Annotated in this window: 22 protein-coding genes and 1 pseudogene; 12 read left to right on the top strand and 11 right to left on the bottom strand. The window is 40.3% G+C overall.

All coding sequences use genetic code 11. The features are described 5' to 3' along the window. Positions 1-3: 3 nt before the first annotated feature. The 6 genes from AC4NPH_RS19545 to AC4NPH_RS19520 all read left to right on the top strand — a co-directional run bounded on the left by AC4NPH_RS19545 (position 4) and on the right by AC4NPH_RS19520 (position 2512). On the top strand, positions 4-828 hold the full coding sequence (locus AC4NPH_RS19545) for a GvpL/GvpF family gas vesicle protein (RefSeq protein WP_063672074.1): 825 nt from the start codon (positions 4-6) through the stop codon (positions 826-828). After that, entirely contained in the window at positions 825-1076 is a 252-nt protein-coding gene (locus AC4NPH_RS19540) for a gas vesicle protein (RefSeq protein WP_013057926.1), read from the top strand. Before AC4NPH_RS19545 ends, AC4NPH_RS19540 begins: the two co-directional genes overlap by 4 nt. Next, complete coding sequence (locus AC4NPH_RS19535) at positions 1066-1350, top strand: gas vesicle protein K (protein ID WP_013057927.1); 285 nt, start codon at positions 1066-1068, stop codon at positions 1348-1350. The genes AC4NPH_RS19540 and AC4NPH_RS19535 overlap by 11 nt, the downstream gene beginning before the upstream one ends. Positions 1351-1364: 14 nt before the next feature. Next, on the top strand, positions 1365-1682 hold the full coding sequence (locus tag AC4NPH_RS19530) for a gas vesicle protein (RefSeq protein ID WP_013057928.1): 318 nt from the start codon (positions 1365-1367) through the stop codon (positions 1680-1682). A 32-nt stretch (positions 1683-1714) separates the two neighbouring features. Further along, positions 1715-1843, top strand: coding sequence for a hypothetical protein (locus tag AC4NPH_RS19525; protein WP_328250670.1), 129 nt, complete (start codon positions 1715-1717; stop codon positions 1841-1843). 144 nt (positions 1844-1987) lie between these two features. Further along, the gene (locus AC4NPH_RS19520) at positions 1988-2512 is read left to right on the top strand and encodes a hypothetical protein (RefSeq protein ID WP_013057930.1); all 525 of its coding nucleotides are present in this window, start codon (positions 1988-1990) and stop codon (positions 2510-2512) included. Between the two features lie 141 nt (positions 2513-2653). Here AC4NPH_RS19520 and AC4NPH_RS19515 read toward each other — a convergent pair whose 3' ends face one another. Continuing rightward, on the bottom strand, positions 2654-3094 hold the full coding sequence (locus AC4NPH_RS19515; protein ID WP_013057931.1) for a cell wall hydrolase: 441 nt from the start codon (positions 3092-3094) through the stop codon (positions 2654-2656). A 131-nt stretch (positions 3095-3225) separates the two neighbouring features. Further along, a complete protein-coding gene (locus tag AC4NPH_RS19510) occupies positions 3226-3744 on the bottom strand; it encodes a dihydrofolate reductase family protein (protein ID WP_098196712.1) in 519 nt (172 codons plus the stop codon). Positions 3745-3834: 90 nt separating this feature from the next. On the opposite strand from AC4NPH_RS19510, the gene AC4NPH_RS19505 reads away from it, so the two are divergent. Then, entirely contained in the window at positions 3835-4794 is a 960-nt protein-coding gene (locus tag AC4NPH_RS19505; protein ID WP_491938877.1) for a helix-turn-helix transcriptional regulator, read from the top strand. On the opposite strand, the pseudogene AC4NPH_RS19500 reads toward AC4NPH_RS19505, so the two are convergent. The 3 genes and pseudogenes from AC4NPH_RS19500 to AC4NPH_RS19490 form a co-directional block, all read right to left on the bottom strand. Then, positions 4697-4945: pseudogene (locus AC4NPH_RS19500) on the bottom strand (hypothetical protein); the annotation flags it as partial. The gene AC4NPH_RS19505 and the pseudogene AC4NPH_RS19500 overlap by 98 nt on opposite strands. A 138-nt stretch (positions 4946-5083) precedes the next feature. Then, positions 5084-8233 (bottom strand): bifunctional cytochrome P450/NADPH--P450 reductase, encoded by a 3150-nt coding sequence (locus AC4NPH_RS19495; RefSeq protein WP_491938875.1) that lies wholly within the window; start codon positions 8231-8233, stop codon positions 5084-5086. 26 nt (positions 8234-8259) lie between these two features. After that, the gene (locus tag AC4NPH_RS19490) at positions 8260-8838 is read right to left on the bottom strand and encodes a TetR/AcrR family transcriptional regulator (RefSeq protein ID WP_013057935.1); all 579 of its coding nucleotides are present in this window, start codon (positions 8836-8838) and stop codon (positions 8260-8262) included. 303 nt (positions 8839-9141) lie between these two features. On the opposite strand from AC4NPH_RS19490, the gene AC4NPH_RS19485 reads away from it, so the two are divergent. Then, the gene (locus AC4NPH_RS19485) at positions 9142-9510 is read left to right on the top strand and encodes a nuclear transport factor 2 family protein (protein ID WP_013057936.1); all 369 of its coding nucleotides are present in this window, start codon (positions 9142-9144) and stop codon (positions 9508-9510) included. A 70-nt stretch (positions 9511-9580) separates the two neighbouring features. On the opposite strand, the gene cotJC is transcribed toward AC4NPH_RS19485, so the two are convergent. Genes cotJC through AC4NPH_RS19470 form a run of 3 tightly spaced genes read right to left on the bottom strand, consistent with a single transcriptional unit; the run spans position 9581 to position 10677 of the window. Then, the gene (cotJC, locus tag AC4NPH_RS19480) at positions 9581-10150 is read right to left on the bottom strand and encodes a spore coat protein CotJC (protein WP_013057937.1); all 570 of its coding nucleotides are present in this window, start codon (positions 10148-10150) and stop codon (positions 9581-9583) included. A 21-nt stretch (positions 10151-10171) separates the two neighbouring features. Then, positions 10172-10432, bottom strand: coding sequence for a spore coat protein CotJB (locus AC4NPH_RS19475; protein ID WP_098196715.1), 261 nt, complete (start codon positions 10430-10432; stop codon positions 10172-10174). Next, positions 10429-10677: a spore coat associated protein CotJA gene (locus AC4NPH_RS19470; protein ID WP_013057939.1), complete on the bottom strand. Its 249-nt coding sequence runs from the start codon at positions 10675-10677 to the stop codon at positions 10429-10431. The genes AC4NPH_RS19475 and AC4NPH_RS19470 overlap by 4 nt, the downstream gene beginning before the upstream one ends. Before the next feature lie 202 nt (positions 10678-10879). On the opposite strand from AC4NPH_RS19470, the gene AC4NPH_RS19465 reads away from it, so the two are divergent. Continuing rightward, positions 10880-11242 carry a hypothetical protein gene (locus tag AC4NPH_RS19465; protein ID WP_013057940.1) on the top strand — a complete coding sequence of 121 codons (363 nt, stop codon included), beginning with the start codon at positions 10880-10882 and terminating at the stop codon, positions 11240-11242. 87 nt (positions 11243-11329) lie between these two features. Here AC4NPH_RS19465 and AC4NPH_RS19460 read toward each other — a convergent pair whose 3' ends face one another. The 3 genes from AC4NPH_RS19460 to AC4NPH_RS19450 form a co-directional block, all read right to left on the bottom strand. Next, on the bottom strand, positions 11330-11464 hold the full coding sequence (locus AC4NPH_RS19460) for a hypothetical protein (RefSeq protein WP_013057941.1): 135 nt from the start codon (positions 11462-11464) through the stop codon (positions 11330-11332). Positions 11465-11617: 153 nt separating this feature from the next. Further along, positions 11618-12247 (bottom strand): LysE family translocator, encoded by a 630-nt coding sequence (locus AC4NPH_RS19455; RefSeq protein ID WP_029322899.1) that lies wholly within the window; start codon positions 12245-12247, stop codon positions 11618-11620. A gap of 27 nt (positions 12248-12274) precedes the next feature. Then, positions 12275-13108 carry an AraC family ligand binding domain-containing protein gene (locus AC4NPH_RS19450; protein WP_098196717.1) on the bottom strand — a complete coding sequence of 278 codons (834 nt, stop codon included), beginning with the start codon at positions 13106-13108 and terminating at the stop codon, positions 12275-12277. A 223-nt stretch (positions 13109-13331) separates the two neighbouring features. Between AC4NPH_RS19450 and AC4NPH_RS19445 the strand changes: the two genes are divergently transcribed. From AC4NPH_RS19445 to AC4NPH_RS19435, 3 genes are all read left to right on the top strand, one after another. Further along, a complete protein-coding gene (locus tag AC4NPH_RS19445; RefSeq protein ID WP_098196718.1) occupies positions 13332-14153 on the top strand; it encodes a sensor histidine kinase in 822 nt (273 codons plus the stop codon). Beyond that, the gene (locus tag AC4NPH_RS19440) at positions 14154-14795 is read left to right on the top strand and encodes a response regulator (RefSeq protein ID WP_057273553.1); all 642 of its coding nucleotides are present in this window, start codon (positions 14154-14156) and stop codon (positions 14793-14795) included. It begins immediately after the preceding gene. 175 nt (positions 14796-14970) lie between these two features. Further along, positions 14971-15963 (top strand): glycerophosphodiester phosphodiesterase family protein, encoded by a 993-nt coding sequence (locus tag AC4NPH_RS19435; RefSeq protein ID WP_098196719.1) that lies wholly within the window; start codon positions 14971-14973, stop codon positions 15961-15963. Positions 15964-16032: the final 69 nt, after the last annotated feature.

Raw genomic sequence — 16032 nt, 5'->3', positions numbered from 1 at the left:
AAGATGGAAAAGCTCATTTATTTATATGGTCTAGTTCCAACCGAAGAAGCTAAGGAAATGCCCTTTCCTTCACTTGAAGGCATGGATCAGAACAACCTTATCTATGCTCTTTACTTTGATGACATTACCGCATTTGTATGCGACTTGCCAAGCGATGATTATTCGGAAGAAATGCTGAAAGAAAAGATCGAGCACGATATGAAATGGCTGCAGGACAAAGCCATGCATCACCATGAGACTCTTCTTTTCTTACAAAGTCACTACACGCTTCTTCCCATGAAATTTTGTACGGTCTACAAAAGCAAGGAAAGCTGTCGAGAAAGTATTGTCAATAACAAAGAAAAAAACCTCTCTTCTCTTCAGCTTTTAAAAAGATCTGAAGAATGGAATATAAAAGTGTATGCCCATACGAATTCTTTAAAGAACTATCTGCTAACCCATAATGAAACTATCCAAGAGAAAAAAGAAGAAATAACTACGTTGCCTCCGGGCAGGCAGTTTTTCGAACGTAAAAAGATAGAAAGGCTGATTGAAGAAGAAACAGAAAAAGAACAGCTTTCGCTTTGTGATCACTTGCACAGTGAGATAAGTCCTTACGCCACTTATCATAAAATCAAAAATAACTGGAGTCAAAAAATAACCGGCGAGAGCTACAGCATGTGCTGGAACAGCATCTACCTTCTTTCAAAGAACAATGTGGAATCGTTTCTAAAAGCCATTAGCGACAAGCAAACGTTTTACAATAAAATGGGACTGAACATTGAAGTAACGGGACCATGGCCTGCTTATCATATCGACACTCTGCGCTCGGAGAAAGATGCGGGATGACATCGCTGCGAAAACAAACGCTCGAGCAAAAAGACATCGCTCTCATTGATATATTAGATGTGATCCTCGATAAAGGAATTGCCATTAAAGGTGATTTATTGATTTCAATTGCCGGAATTGATTTAGTCTATCTTGATTTGCGGGTATTGATTTCTTCTGTAGAAACGCTGATAGGCTCTCATGATCGTCAAATCATTTCTTCTCAGCAGCTTGAACAGGAAACGGAGGCGTTGCGAAATGGAAAATAACCTCAAACGAAACGGTCGCATTGAGCTGAGTGCGGAAAATGCTGAACAAGGCCTAGCGCAGCTTGTTTTAACCGTCATTGAATTACTGCGGCAGCTCATTGAAAAACATGCGATTCGCCGAGTCGACAGCGGAAACCTGACGGACGCTCAAATCGAAGACCTGGGCGTGGCGTTGATGAAGTTAGAGAACAAAATGGAGGAGCTAAAATCAGTATTTAACTTTACAAATGAAGATTTAAATATTGATCTAGGTCCCCTAGGAAAAGTGTTATAACAAGGAGTGAAAAAATGGCGGCGGAACATAACGGGCAGCTGGGCACCATTGTGGAAGTATTGGAAAAAGTATTAGATAAAGGTCTTGTCATTGCTGGAGATATTAAAGTGCAAATTGCTGATGTTGAACTCTTAACAATAAAAATCCGGCTGCTTGTCGCTTCTATTGATAAAGCAAGAGAAATTGGCATGGACTGGTGGGAAACAGACCCTTACCTATGTTCAAAAGCAAATCAGTCTTATCAAAAACTCCAGGCGGAAAATGACAGTTTAACGCAGCAAGTGGCATCTTTAACGCAGCGAATTCAAGATGATTTGCTTTCGCTTGATTAACAGCTCACTTTATATAAGGAGGAATAACAAACATGAATCATGAACAAAAACCTACGCTGTCTCCTATTTCAGAAGAGCAGCAAAGCCCCGATACTCAGCTAACGGAAAAAGAAGAGCGTATGCCGGAGTATACGCATACTTCGCTTAATCCAGACTCATAGAACGAAAAAAGAAATGCCTCGGCATTTCTTTTTTTATACTTTTACGATTTTCTTCGTTGATTAGGACATTGGAACAAATAGAGGTAAATACAATGAATACGACGAATGAGTACCATTATCTATTAATGACAAAGGAGAACGTGCATGAATAAAAAAGCAGTGGGGTTCGTTTATGCTCTTTTAACGGTGATCATTTTAAGCGCCTGCAGTACCGAAGAAGTTACGACAAATCACTCAGACCCGCAAGTTTCTGTTTCTACTACAGTTAAACCGCTGACGAAAAAAGAATTTAGTGAAGTTGAAATATCCGAATTAACAAGCCCCTCTAAACAAGATTTTCGCAAAGTGCATGTGGTTCTTACATTACGCGGTACGGATTACCTGTCGAATATTCAAGTTAAGCTGCCTAATTATAAACAAGCTTTTAATAACATGAAAGACGATCAGCAAATAAGATATTGGTTTGGCAGCGGTGCAGATGAAGAGCAAGAAAATAAAAACATCTATACAAGGGAATTTGTCCTTTATACAAAAGACTTAAACGATCAACAAATCAAAGATATTTTAGCAACAGGTAAGATCAAGACGTCTTGGGTATTGAAGGATACAAAAACGAAGAATCAAGAGGAATTTGCTGCTGGTAAAAACATAAAATTTGAAGCAAAATGATGAATGCACCAATTACCAAAAGCCCCCTTTATTAAAAGAGGGCTTTCTCTTATTATATGAAGAACGACTACCTTGTCTCCTGCAGCTAAAGATTCGGATGTGAGGCCCAACCTTCAGAATGCAGCATATTTCCCAGGCTATCTACCCGTTATAAACGCTAGCGCATGTTCCGGGTTTTGGCTCATAGTAACAATGATTTTTGTATTGACCAGAAGCAGGTTGATCGTACCAGGTTGGAGGGCATGGAGCGGATGGGTTAAAGTACCACAGGGCATATTTCCCCGGATGTTCTCTCCAATAATCCAAATTCTTTTTGGCTAACCTTTTTTCAACACTTCTTGCTCTTTGATAAAATACATTTCCTTTTTGAACAGCTTCAAACGAATAGTTGCCACCCTGCACCTGATAAATAACTTGCGGAACGGATCTTAAATTCTTGAAATCTAAACAGTTTGCTTTCAGGCGATTGACAATGACATTTCCAACATACAGCATTCCTTGTTTTCCTTCGCCTTCAGCTTCTGCTCTCATCATCCTTGCCATTAAAGCAACGTCTGAATCTCGATAATTTACTCTTGGCATTTTCTCACCCCAAAAATATACTATGAAAAAAAGCCAGTCTTGATGTCACTGTCCTTAAAATAACAATAGCTGTATGTTAAATACACGATGAGCACACTGACACTACAGAAAGAGTTTTTATTACGAAAAGCTTATTCTTTTTCGTAATAAAGCTGAGCAATTTGCCCGTACTGCTTCATATAAGTCAGCTTCAAGTTTATTTCGGGAATTCCTCGTTTAAACAGCGGAATACCAGCCCCAAGCAAAACGGGAATGACCGATATAATAAATTCATCCACCCTCTTTGCTGTTAAGAAATCAGCGAGAATATCAGCGCCTCCCACCAGCCATATTTTTTTCGTATCTTGATTGAGGTTGTTAAGAAATGATGCTACGCTTTCGTTTACAAACTCTACATACTGATCTTTTCCTTGAGATGAGCGGCTAAACACGTAGCACTTTTTATCGTGATAAGGAAAATCTGATATGAGCTTCAGCACGTGGTCGTACGTAGCCTTTCCCATAACGACCGCATCACACGTTTGATAAAACGCTTCGTAGCCGTTGTCTCCCTCTCCTTCTACGCTTTCCAGCCAGTCAATCTCTCCGTTTTCTCTTGCAATATACCCGTCTAAGCTTGCCGCAATATATACGACGATTTTTTTCTTCATTCCTTTTTCTCCTTTCAACTTTACTGTTTCTGTATGATATCATCTTAATACGACAATTTTTGTCATATTAGAAGAAAAAGGTGAAAATAAATGGCTAAGTCTAGACGGCTTGTTGATATGCTCATGTTTATTAATACAAAAAGAACGTTTACGGCAAAAGAACTAGCGGAGGAATTTGGTCTTTCCGTGCGGACCGTTCAACGCTATTTACTGGACTTAAGTGAATTAGGACTGCCTCTTTACAGTGAAAAAGGACGGAGCGGCGGTTACAGAGTGCTAAAAAATCGCATTCTCCCTCCTATTTTGTTTACGGAAGAAGAAGCTATCTCTATCTTTTTTGCTTATCAGGCTCTGCAGTATTATCATGACCTTCCGTTTGATGCAGGAATTCATGCGGCTCTTCAAAAATTTTATGTGTACCTGTCTGAGGAAACAAAGAAAAAAGTAGATAAAATGAGTGCTCATATTGCGTTTTGGAATCCTAAAAGAAACCTTGACACTCCTTATTTAAAAGAGCTTTTAGAAGCAAGCCTTGCAGGAAAATATGTTGAATTTCTTTATGATTCACAGACCGGTCAAACAAGAAAACAAGTCAAACCCCTTGGCATTTATGCTCATAACGGTTTATGGTACTGCCCTGCCTATTCCTGCGATAAGCAAAAAGTGTTATTATTTCGAGCGGATCGTATTCACTCGTTAAAGGTTTTAGAAAAAGACGAAAATATGTCTCTTACGTTAAAGGGATGGCTTGAAACAGAACCGGTAAACTCACAGCCGATTTCGTTAAAAGTAACCTTGACGCACGAAGGCGTTCGTCAGTGTAAAGGCGTTCCTTGGCTTGAAAATCATGTAAAGGTGGCGCGTGATGGGAATGGCTATATCGATACAATAACTGATGGAAATGAATTAAACTACATGGCTTCTTTTTTCTATACCTTAGGGGCCCATGCTTTTATTGAAGAACCTCAGGAGCTAATTGAAAAAATTTGCTATCACGCAGAAGAAACGCTAAGACACTATAAAAATGAGGCGGCGACAAAAGACGAATAAATGGAAGAAATGAATTCGTATGGCTCGCATGTGACACCGCGGTTGATTTCCGTGCAAGACTTCCCTTTCCGCGGGCGGCCGGTGAGCCTCCTCGTCGCTTGTGCTCCTGCGGGGTCTCACCTGTTCCGCTTTTCCTGCAGGAGTCTTCGCCTTACCCTCCAATCAACCGTTAGAAGCCACTAAATAAATGAAATCTACGTTCACTCTACCAATAAAAAAATCCGAACGACTCATCGTTCGGATCTTCCTTCAACCAACTAAACTACTTTTATCCTAGCCTCTTTTTAATTTACCCAGCCCACACGTCTTTTGCGTATCGGCCCTTTTCTTCTAGCTGCTGCAGCCATAAGCGAGCGTCTGCTTCACTCACTTGGTGAACTTCAGCATAGCTTTTCATAAGCGTTGCTTCAACGTCAGGTGCCATTTGGCTTCCGTCTCCGCAAATATAGAAGTGCGCTCCTTGGTCAAGAAGTTCAATCAATTTCTTGCCGTCTTGTTCCATCACGTGCTGAACGTATGTTTTTGGCTGATTTGGTACGCGAGAAAAAGCGGTATGAAGCGTAATGATGCCTTCATTTTGGGCGTTTTCAAGCTCTTTTTGATACAGATAATCTTCATGAGGTGAACGGCAGCCAAAGTATAAATGCGCTTCTCCAAGCGACTGTCCTTGTTCTTTTAACTGCTTGCGAGCCTGCACAAAGCCTCTAAACGGCGCGACGCCTGTTCCCGGTCCTACCATGATAAGTGGTGTTTCAGGGCCTTTTGGCAGCGTAAATCCTGACTGCGGTGTGGAAACAAAGCACGTAATCGTATCTCCTTCTTGCAGATTGGCAAGATAGTTCGATGCAATTCCTTTGTATTCTCCGTATCCGCTCCACGCTTCTCCTGAAACAACGCTGACCGTGATGCTTGCTTGTTTTTCATCGACACGAGGTGATGAAGAAATTGAGTAATAGCGCGGACGCATGCTTGGAAGAAGTGCGATAAATTCGCTGAATTCCATTTCACACGCCGGATATTTTTCAAGCAGTTCAAGCATTGTTAAACGTTTTGCCAGCACTTGTTCTTTGTACGCCTGCTTTTCAAGCAAGACTTCAAGCTCTACTTTATGCGGCGGGCAGACTGTTTTAGCAGCCATTGCGCGAAGCTGCGTGCGCGTAACAGGATCTTGAAGCTCCACGTATTGCAGAAGCTCTTCTACTGATACTGTTTTACCGAGTGGCAAATGAGCTAATTTTTCTTCTTCAGCTTCCAAACGGATTTGCTGTGATGCATCTAGACCGAATCTTGTTGCTACACGATTTACTATTCCTTCATAGTTGCGAGGAATAACACCTAAATGATCTCCTTCTTGATAAGAAGCTTCTTTTGGAAGTTCAATTTCAAGATGACGCGTGCTTCGTGCACTGCCTGGCTTTTGAAGCTCTTTGCTTGCTACGACGTTTGCTGAAAACGCACGGTGCATTTTCGCAAGCGGCATGTCCGCAGCGCTGTCGACAAATTGAAGTGAAAGCGTAGACGCATTTTCTTCGCTGTTTTCAATGTCTAAGTTAAAGTAGGCTGCTAAGTCACTCCACATGTGTTCACGCCATTCTTCGTACGTGCCTTCAAAGTCGTCGCTTGCATCTGCTTCACCGCGTTCAGCTATGTTTTCTGCCCCTTTAGCGGCAAGAGTTTCATCAATAAAAGCAGGCACTTTTTGATACGTTGTCGCCCAGTTTTTATCACCGCATCCAAATACGGAGTAGCGCACGCCTTTTACTTCATCAGCAGACGCTTGGTCTAACCAGTCAACAAATTCCTTTGCGTTATCAGGCGGATGACCGTTATAAGAAGCCGTTACAATTAAAACAGCTCCTTCACTCGGAAGGTTTCCTGCGTGGGAATCAAGCGTTGCGACTTGCGGTGCGAATCCTTTGCTCATCGCAATATCCGCTAAATCACGCGCCGTTCCTTCGGCTGTTCCCATATTTGAACCGTATAGCACAAGAAGCGGCGTATTATGAGCGTTTTCTACGGTTTTGCGCTCTTTTTTAGCTGACTGCTCTCGGCTTGGTGAAGGAATGCCGCCAAGCGGAATTTGTTTCGATTTTGCTTTTACAACAAAGCCTTCAGGTTTTAACGTTAAAGTTTCTTTAATATCCAGCTCGTAGTTTGTATGATCTTCAAAATCAAAGTGTTTTAGCATCATACCAAGTACAAGCGTTGCTTCATGAAGAGCGAACTGCTGACCGATACACGCACGCTGACCGTTTCCAAATGGTTTAAACGCATGCTGTGGAATCGCGCTTGGGTTTTCAAAACGCTCTGGGCGAAACTCCTCTACATCGTCTCCCCAAATTGTTTTATCACGGTGAAGCTGAGGAATCAGAACCATCAGTTCATCACCTTTTTCTAAAGGATACTCTCCTCCAAGCACCGTATCTTCTTTTGCATATAGGGAAAACGCAGGAGCCGTTGGCCATAAGCGCAGCGCTTCATTTAAGACCATGCCCACATATTTAAGCTGTTTGACTTGTTTGTAGCTTGGCACAGGATCTACTAAAACTCGTGCTGCTTCTTCTGCTGCTTTTTGTAATACATGTGGATTTTTCACTAAGAAATACAGCGCAAATGATAAAAGACCGCTTGTTGTTTCGTGTCCCGCAATTAAGAACGTAATAATTTGATAGCGAATGTTCTCGTCATCAAGCGGCTCACCTGTTTCTGGATCTTTTCCGTTTAGCATATGCGTTAACAAATCATCGCTTTGTTCACCGCTTGCTTTGCGGTCTGCAATAATTTTATCTACTAGGTCGTTCATCACTTTGATATCTTCTTGAAACTGGCGCTTATTTTCATCGTAAGCTGGATCATCTGGATTTGCTCGCTGCAACTTGTTCATTGCTTCATCTAGTGCATGAACCATACTTGTAATAAACGGATGCGGCTGATCTCGGTAAAAGCTGTTAAAGCGATAGTTGAAGCCGCAAAGACCGATTGTATCAAGCGTTAAACGCGTCATATCTTCCGGTACTTCAATATGCTCATCTGTATTTAGACGCTCCCACTTTTGAATAAGCTGCACAGCGATATCTACCATCATCGCATGATAGCCTTTCATTGCTTGCTGGCTGAAGCTTGGAAGCAAGATGTTATGGGCTTTTTTCCAGTTTTTTTCGTGGGTCCAGCTTGTAAATAAACCGTCTCCTGCAAAATCACGCACAAATTTAAGCGCTTGACTTAAGTTTTTATCAAAGCGTGATTCATCGCATGCTTCTTTGATTAGACGCTGACTCGATAAGTAGCGCGTCACGCGGCCAGGCGCTTCAAATTTAAAGATTTCTCCTAATTCATCCGCAATTTTCATCAAAGTTTGAATCGGTTTATCTGTGTTTAATAACGGTAAGTTTTTAAGCTCTCCAAATGTTTTTGGCTGAGGCATTTCTTTAATTGGCATCGTATCCCTCTTTCACTTGTTAAGTTTCAAGATTGTCTGCTAAGTGCTGCCCACAGACTCTCTTCTACACCGGTAAGAAGTTCATCAGTTAAAGATAAATAGTTATTTTCAATCATTTCATATACTTCCATGAAACTTCCAAATAAAATAGCAATTAGCGCATTTTCAGGAAGATTTCTAATCACACCTTGCTTTTGTCCTTCTCTGAAGAACGTGCAAACAAATTCCACCAGCTTTTGATATGCTAAGCGGCTCTCTTCCGTTAAAAAAGCTCCTTGGCTATGAGTCTTAATAAATCCAAGAGCACGAGGATGGTTTTTAGTAAATGCCACCATACCTTCAAAGATATGATGAAACCCATCTCGGTATCCATCTCTTTCGTTTGCCAGACCGCTTTCAATACACTGTAAAAACTCGTTCACATGCTGCTGAAATAATTCATTTACAAGACTTTCTTTATTTTTAAAGTAGCGATAAATTGTTCCTGCTCCTACTTTGGCATTCTCTGCAATCATTGGCATCGTTGTTGCATCAAATCCTCTTTCTGCAAACAGCAGAAGCGAAGCAGAAAAAATCGCTTTTTGTTTTGTTGGAGTAGATTCCACTTTATCACCTCTTTTCAAAAACGGAATGAACGTTCATTCCGCTACAATTACAAGTATAAAAAACTGCATCTTAATAGTAAAAAGATAACTGAAAAAGTGGAAAGAAAAGGTTCTTTCATTCTAATTTTATACCATTTAAAGGTAATTAACCGAGTCTTTCAGAATCTTTTGTGCTTACAGAAAATTAGTCTACTTATCCCCTCTATTAACATAAATTAACACATTTTATTAAGAGCAGAAGTTTAAAGGAAAAGCAACGTGGAAATAGAAAAGAGTTACACAAGGCGTAAAGGAGGATAAAAAATGAACCAAGCAAGAGTTATAGAATACGAGGAAATGCTTCGTTCAGCCATGCTTTCTAATAACGTAGAGCTATTAGAAGAATTACTTTCAGATGAGCTTATTTTTGTGAATCACCTTGGGCAATGGGTGTCAAAAGAGCAAGATATAAATGCTCATCGTTCAAAAAGTCTTGATATAGCGGGCATCGAAGTGTTGGAACAAGAAATTAAACTGTTTCAAGAACTTGCCGTTACCGTTACAAAAATAGCGTTAAATGGGTCGCTGGCAACCGGTGAATCGATCGGAGGCGAATACAGCTATACGCGAGTTTGGAAAGATGTTGAAGGGAAATTAAAGGTTGTTTCTTGTCACTGCAGTTCTAGCGTATAATCAACGCAGTCACAACAAAAAACATCCCTCCTTTCGTTTGCATTCGCCAAGGGGGATGTTTTTTTACTAGTTAAAAGACTTTCTTTCTGTCTCTGTCATCTTTTAAAATCTCCACGGCCTCACGGAACCGCTGTGAGTGAACAATCTCTCTTTCTCGTAAAAATCTTAAGCTGTCGTTTAAATCAGGATCATCTGATATATCAATTAACCATTGATATGTAGCTCTTGCTTTTTCTTCTGCAGCTATGTCTTCATAAAGATCTGCGATCGGATCTCCTTTTGCCTGTATATAAGTAGCTGTAAACGGAACCCCAGCAGCATTATTGTAATAAAGTGCACTATCATGGTTCACATAGTGTTCTGCTAATCCCGCTGCCTTCAGCTGCTCCGGCGTTGCATCCTTTGTTAACTTATAAATCATCGTAGCAATCATTTCAAGATGAGCAAACTCTTCTGTCCCGATATCGTTTAGTAATCCAACAACTTTATCGGGAATCGTATAGCGCTGATTCAAATAACGAAGTGCTGCTGCAAGCTCTCCGTCCGCGCCCCCGTACTGTTCCATTAAATATTTTGCAAGCGTTGGATTACACGTGCTTACTTTCACTGGATACTGCAATTTCTTTTCATACACCCACATATAGTTCCCGCCTTTACCTGCTCATATTTGCCATGGCCAAGGGCTTGTTCCCCAGCTCCAATTTCCGTCGGTATAGCTGTTTCCATACTGCTGGAGTGGCCCGTACTTTGTTTCAAAGTTTCTTTTTAACTGCATAGCCTGCTGCGCGTATTCGTTAAACTGCTGCATAGCCTGCTGGTCATTTGGATGGGTATCTAAATACAGCGTTAATTCTACCAGTGCAAAATCAATCGCCTGTATTTCTTCTAAATCCTGATAGTACTCCGAAGGTAGATTTTTCATTCTTCATCCCTCTTCTTATCTTTGTATGGATTTTCATAGTAGTCCCAAAAAGCCGGCCACAGCGTTCCTTTTTTTAGCGCTTCTTTCGGTGAAAACTGCTGCAGATTCGGCGGCTGAAATCCCATGTATAATTGAGGCGGCGTAGAATAATATTTAACTCCTATCGGCCGGCACGGATCATAGATACTGTGGAAAGGTTGATAGGTCTTAACCGGTGTAAACATCTTTTTTGGATTGTTATCCATGAAAAGTCCTCCTCTAAAAACACACTCTGTTTTATCCTATTCAGCTTTTATCGAGTTCATGAAGGAATTTATTCCCGACTTAAGAACCAAACTTTTCTTCGTAAAAAAGACCTATGTAAAAAACGTTATAGTTGCCCAATCCCTTTAGGCAGCTTTCTCATACTTTATAAAATAGTGATAAAAAATAGAGGTGATTAAAAAAATGGACATTAATTATATGGATTTTTATTCTTACCCAGCAAGATTTCCTGGACCTCAACTCCCGGCCGGTCCACCCAGGCCACCAGGCGGTTTACCTACACCTAACCCGCAGCAAGCTCCAACTTCCCCTCCGCCGGCATTTATTCCAGCTCAACAAACGGCAACTCCATTTGCTGTTGACCCAGGAGCCATTTCTCTTTGTCTATTCCGCAATACGTTTATATGGCTTAGAAACGGCTCTAGCTTCTGGTATTTTCCTATTTTTGTAGGACCGCGATCGGTTGCAGGATTTAGATGGAACGGACGTTTTTGGACCATTTTCGGTGTCGATACACGACAAATTGTTTCGTTTACGTGTTTTTAAACGTTAAGAAAAGAGATTGAGACATAGCTAAATCAATACAATTCAAAGACGATAAAATTGAATACATGAACTAGTATCGGTGGCTTGTTACACCGCTGTTGATTTCCGTGCATGGCTTCGCTTTCCGCGGGCGGCCGGTGAGCCTCCTCGTCGCTTGCGCTCCTGCGGGGTCTCACCTGTTCCGCTTTTCCCGCAGGAGTCTTCGCCTTGCCCTCCAATCAACTGCTAGAAGTAAATGGATAAATATACGAAGGCTATGTTCACCATACTAATAAAAAAATCCGAACGAGTTTGATTCTCAATCAAGAATCAAACTCATTCAGATCTTCTAACTAACATATTTTTATCCCAGCTTTTTTTGCTTACTAACCACTATTACACTATTGTTTTTATCCCAAAACCAATCAGCAGCACTCCGCTGCATCGTTGAAAGGCTTTTTGAAACACCGGTTTTTTAAGCCATTTTTTTACGTAATCTATTACATACACCAAGATTAAAAACCACCCTACCGCTATAAGCGTCAGAATAAAGCCAAGCATAAGCAGCTGTTGATTTGTGTGTGCATCCAAGTTAATAAACTGTGGCATAAACGTAATATAAACTAATACCGTTTTAGGATTAAGAAAATTGCTAAGAGCCCCTTGCATATATGATTCTTTATAGCAGCGATTAGATGAAGACTTTACAGTTTTTGTTTCTTCTGAAATGGCCTCCAATGAGAGCGTATTTTTTGTCAGAAATATTTTGATGCCTAAGTAAAATAAGTACGCTGCCCCTATGTATTTAATCGTGTTAAACAGATACACCGACTGCGCAATAGCAACAGACAAGCCAAGCACAGCAATTAATGTCCAAAACGTGAGGCCTGTAGCCATGCCGAGTATGGTAAAACGTCCTGCTTTTGCTCCGTGATGAAGCGTATTTTTCATGATAAGAATTGTATCAGCACCAGGTATCATGGACATGACCAATGCCATCAGCATGTAAGCAGCTAAATGATCCACATCTCTTCTCTCCCTTCTAAGCTATTACTAGCATCCTGTTTTCTTTTCATTTTCAAATATTTTCATGTATTGTTTTGGTGTTAACCCAACCTGACTTTTAAAAAATCGAGTCAAATGACTTTGATCACTGAATCCCGTTAAAAACGATACGTCAATCGGCTTTTTTCCTTGCTCTAACAGTTTTTTAGCCTGATTGATTCGTATTGTTTCCAAGTAGCTGTATGGAGAGATTCCTTTTTGCTTTGTGAAAGAGCGCAGCAACCGGTATTTACTCCATCCAATTAGCTGACTTAATTCATCCAGTGTGATCTTGTTTGTATAGTTGTCTTCCAAATAGCTGCAGATCGTTGTGATTTCATGAGACGTGTCAACGGCTGACGAAAGAAAAGAAAGATTTGAATGATCCTGCATGAGTTCTTCTAGCAAATATAAAAATAACTCTTCTTTCTTAAACTCACGTTCACCCTTTAAAATTTGCAAATGAAGCTCTTTTAAACTAGAGACAGCATCACTTCTTTGCACCACGCTGCTGTTAAAACGCGGAAGAATTTCACTGCCGTTAATGTCAAAAACAGCTTTTTTCATTACTTCTGGCGTCACGTTAATACAGCGATAATCAAGCGCTTTGCCGTCTATTTGTTCACAGCTATGGACATCATACGGATTAAACAGCAGCAAATCTCCTGGGTTAATGATGTATTCTTTGCCTTGGCAAATTAAATGACGCTGACCTTCTTCAATAAATCCAATCACATAATACTCGTGAAAATGAGCAGGGAAATTTTGCATAATTCCTTTAAAACGGTAAGCTTCAATATGTAAATCGGCGTCAACGTGCGCCGTGCGAATTTCTTTTGTCATCAATCGACCCCTCCTTGTCACATACTAAGCTTTTTAACCATACCATTCACTCGAAAATTTTTCTTGTATGATATTGCAGATAAGACTTTTTTCCATTACTTTTATCCGTTCAGCTACAGGTGGTACTAATCACTCTTAAGAGTGATTTCTCTCCTTTCCTCTAGTAATTTTCCGCTCAAATGATAAAATATAGACACATTTTATGGACGAAAGAAGGGATACCGTGAAATATAGACAAATCAAATGGCTGATTTTGCTTCTTCCAACTCTGACCATCGCGCTTTGGGAGTATGTTCGCCATGCCTTTTTGCTCCCTTACATCTCAATGGATATGGGAAATGTGCTTTCTCCGCTGCTTGTCTTTTTTGTCACGCTTGTGTTTGTCCGCTATTTATTTTCTATTTTAGAAAAAATACAAGAGGAACTAAGGCAAGAAAAAGAAAAGAAAGCTGCGCTTATTGAACGTGAAAAATTAGCGAGAGAATTGCATGACGGCATTGCGCAGTCGCTGTTTCTCTTATCTGTTAAAATGAACAAGTTCGGAAGAAAAAACAACTTAGAGCAGGATCCTGATTTTATACGAATGAAACAAACTCTGCAGCATGTTCATGAAGATACGCGCCAAGCGATTACAAATTTAAAGCACTCTCCTTCAGACACTTCAGAAAGCTGGACTGAAAGCATTCATCAATACGTCGATGATTTAACACATACTCATTTACTAGATGTAAATTTAGATTGGAGACTGTCAGAAACAACGCTGTCCAGAAAAGAAAAAAATGAGCTGTTTGCCTGTGTGAAAGAAGCTGCTATGAACGTCATTAAACATGCAAAAACAAATAAAATCTGGATTACAGCCAGTGAAACGGCTGGCGGATGGATTTGTGAAATTACAGATTTTGGTATAGGTTTTACTTCGGAATCTCTCAAGGCCGGGCTTGGTTTACAAATTATGAAAGATCGTGCTAAAGATATGAACTGGGACTTTTCTATTCAGCGAAAACAGAACCAAACGACTGTTAGTATTAAAAAGGAGGTTACGTAAATGCAGCCGTTTCGTATTTTGATTGTAGATGATCATGCTCATGCGAGAGAAGGCATTCGCGATATTTTAGAAGAATATGAAGATTTTATTATTGTTGGCGAAGGAACCAACGGGCAAGAAGCCATTGAACTGACCGAAAAATTAATGCCCGATATCGTGTTAATGGATATTGGAATGCCTGTTATGGACGGTTTAGAAGCAACTAAACAAATTAAGTTTCGGTTTCCATACGTTAAAATTGTGGTCATCACGGTTTCAGACGATATTACGGATTTATTTGATGCGCTGAAAAAAGGCGCACAGGGCTATTTGTTAAAAAACCTGCAGTCTGAAGTGTGGTACGACTATTTGCGTGCGTTCGCTTTAGATGAAGTTCCTATGTCAAAAGAAATTGCGTTTCAAATTTTAAAAGAGTTTCCTCAGGAAACGTCCATTACAAAACCCGACACTCCCCTTTCTGCACGAGAGCTTGAAGTGCTTCAATTAGTGGCTAAAGGACTGTCAAACCGCGATATCTCCGCGCATTTATTTATTTCTGAACATACGGTAAAAAGCCATTTAAAAAACATTTTAAGCAAGCTTCATTTAGAAAATCGCGTGCAGCTGACAAGCTATGCGTTTCAAAATGGCTTAATGAACTAACAGCTTTCACGAGCTGTTTTTTTGTGTCTTGGTAGATGTGAAACATTTTATTTTTCTATAAATTATCTGAAAACTATCATGAAGTTATTATCGTCTGAATATTGAAAATAATACCGGATTCTTATAGGATTTTTAGAAGTAAGAATTAACATGTAATAACTACCTGGAGGATGCCATGAATTTTTTAAGAGCGCTTTTTAAACGAAAATCTGTGTGGTTTATTTTGATAGGAATGGCTGTTTTTGTATACATAAACAATAGCTCTTTATGGACAAAAAAAAGCGGACAGCCTCTCCTTCTTGCTCATAGAGGCGTAGCTCAAACGTTTAATATAAAAGGCCTTCAAAACGATACGTGTACAGCGGAAAGCATCTACAAACCTGAGCATTCTTTTTTAGAAAATACGATTCCTTCTATAAAACAAGCCTTTAAAGACGGAGCTGATATTGTTGAGCTCGACGTTCATATTACAAAAGACAATCAGTTTGCTGTGTTCCATGATTGGACTCTTGATTGCCGGACGAACGGAACGGGCGTAACCCGAGACTACACCATGGCCGAATTAAAAAAGCTCGATATTGGGTACGGCTACACGGCAGACGGAGGAAAAACGTATCCTTTTCGCGGCAAAGGAGTTAACCTTATGCCTTCTCTAGACGAAGTGATGAAATACTTTCCGCACGAATCTTTTCTTATTCACGTAAAAAGCAATGATCCTGAAGAAGGAAAAAAACTAGCAAAGTATTTGTCACAGTTCTCTAAAGAACGCTTAAAAAACATCACTGTGTACGGAGGAGACGAGCCTATTGATTCCCTGAAAAAAGCTATGCCCAACCTAAAAGTTATGTCAAAAGCAACGATGAAATCTTGTCTTATTCCATATATAGCAACCGGGTGGACCGGATACGTGCCTAAAGCATGCGAAAACACTGAACTACATATACCTGAAAAGATCGGACCTTTTCTGTGGGGATGGCCAAACCGATTTTTAAACCGAATGGATCACATCAATACCCGGACTATTATTGTAGGCGGAAACGGAAGCGAATTTTCCACTGGATTTGATTCTACCAAAGACATAAAACGCCTTCCGGCTAATTATTCAGGTGGAATTTGGACAAATCGTATTGACCGTCTAGGTCCTTATTATGAAAAGAAAAAGAAATAAACGAAAAAGCACCTTCCTCTTATAAGTCCCAACAATCACTCTCAGGAGTGATGGCTAATTCTCCCTTTC

This window comes from Priestia sp. MDV22-iso46 (assembly GCF_058629175.1).
Note: the sequence above shows the minus strand (reverse complement) of the source record. Positions and strands in the feature narration are given on the sequence as shown.

Excerpts from the sequence above, each read along its gene's own strand:
- AC4NPH_RS19525 (WP_328250670.1), top strand. The coding sequence starts at position 1,715 with ATGAATCATGAACAAAAACCTACGCTGTCTCCTATTTCAGAAGAGCAG.
- AC4NPH_RS19505 (WP_491938877.1), top strand. The coding sequence starts at position 3,835 with ATGGCTAAGTCTAGACGGCTTGTTGATATGCTCATGTTTATTAATACA.
- AC4NPH_RS19530 (WP_013057928.1), top strand. The coding sequence starts at position 1,365 with ATGGCGGCGGAACATAACGGGCAGCTGGGCACCATTGTGGAAGTATTG.
- AC4NPH_RS19485 (WP_013057936.1), top strand. The coding sequence starts at position 9,142 with ATGAACCAAGCAAGAGTTATAGAATACGAGGAAATGCTTCGTTCAGCC.
- AC4NPH_RS19515 (WP_013057931.1), bottom strand. The coding sequence starts at position 3,094 with ATGCCAAGAGTAAATTATCGAGATTCAGACGTTGCTTTAATGGCAAGG.
- cotJC (WP_013057937.1), bottom strand. The coding sequence starts at position 10,150 with ATGTGGGTGTATGAAAAGAAATTGCAGTATCCAGTGAAAGTAAGCACG.
- AC4NPH_RS19520 (WP_013057930.1), top strand. The coding sequence starts at position 1,988 with ATGAATAAAAAAGCAGTGGGGTTCGTTTATGCTCTTTTAACGGTGATC.
- AC4NPH_RS19510 (WP_098196712.1), bottom strand. The coding sequence starts at position 3,744 with ATGAAGAAAAAAATCGTCGTATATATTGCGGCAAGCTTAGACGGGTAT.
- AC4NPH_RS19540 (WP_013057926.1), top strand. The coding sequence starts at position 825 with ATGACATCGCTGCGAAAACAAACGCTCGAGCAAAAAGACATCGCTCTC.
- AC4NPH_RS19470 (WP_013057939.1), bottom strand. The coding sequence starts at position 10,677 with ATGGATAACAATCCAAAAAAGATGTTTACACCGGTTAAGACCTATCAA.
- AC4NPH_RS19440 (WP_057273553.1), top strand. The coding sequence starts at position 14,154 with ATGCAGCCGTTTCGTATTTTGATTGTAGATGATCATGCTCATGCGAGA.
- AC4NPH_RS19450 (WP_098196717.1), bottom strand. The coding sequence starts at position 13,108 with ATGACAAAAGAAATTCGCACGGCGCACGTTGACGCCGATTTACATATT.
- AC4NPH_RS19465 (WP_013057940.1), top strand. The coding sequence starts at position 10,880 with ATGGACATTAATTATATGGATTTTTATTCTTACCCAGCAAGATTTCCT.
- AC4NPH_RS19495 (WP_491938875.1), bottom strand. The coding sequence starts at position 8,233 with ATGCCAATTAAAGAAATGCCTCAGCCAAAAACATTTGGAGAGCTTAAA.
- AC4NPH_RS19535 (WP_013057927.1), top strand. The coding sequence starts at position 1,066 with ATGGAAAATAACCTCAAACGAAACGGTCGCATTGAGCTGAGTGCGGAA.
- AC4NPH_RS19435 (WP_098196719.1), top strand. The coding sequence starts at position 14,971 with ATGAATTTTTTAAGAGCGCTTTTTAAACGAAAATCTGTGTGGTTTATT.
- AC4NPH_RS19545 (WP_063672074.1), top strand. The coding sequence starts at position 4 with ATGGAAAAGCTCATTTATTTATATGGTCTAGTTCCAACCGAAGAAGCT.
- AC4NPH_RS19475 (WP_098196715.1), bottom strand. The coding sequence starts at position 10,432 with ATGAAAAATCTACCTTCGGAGTACTATCAGGATTTAGAAGAAATACAG.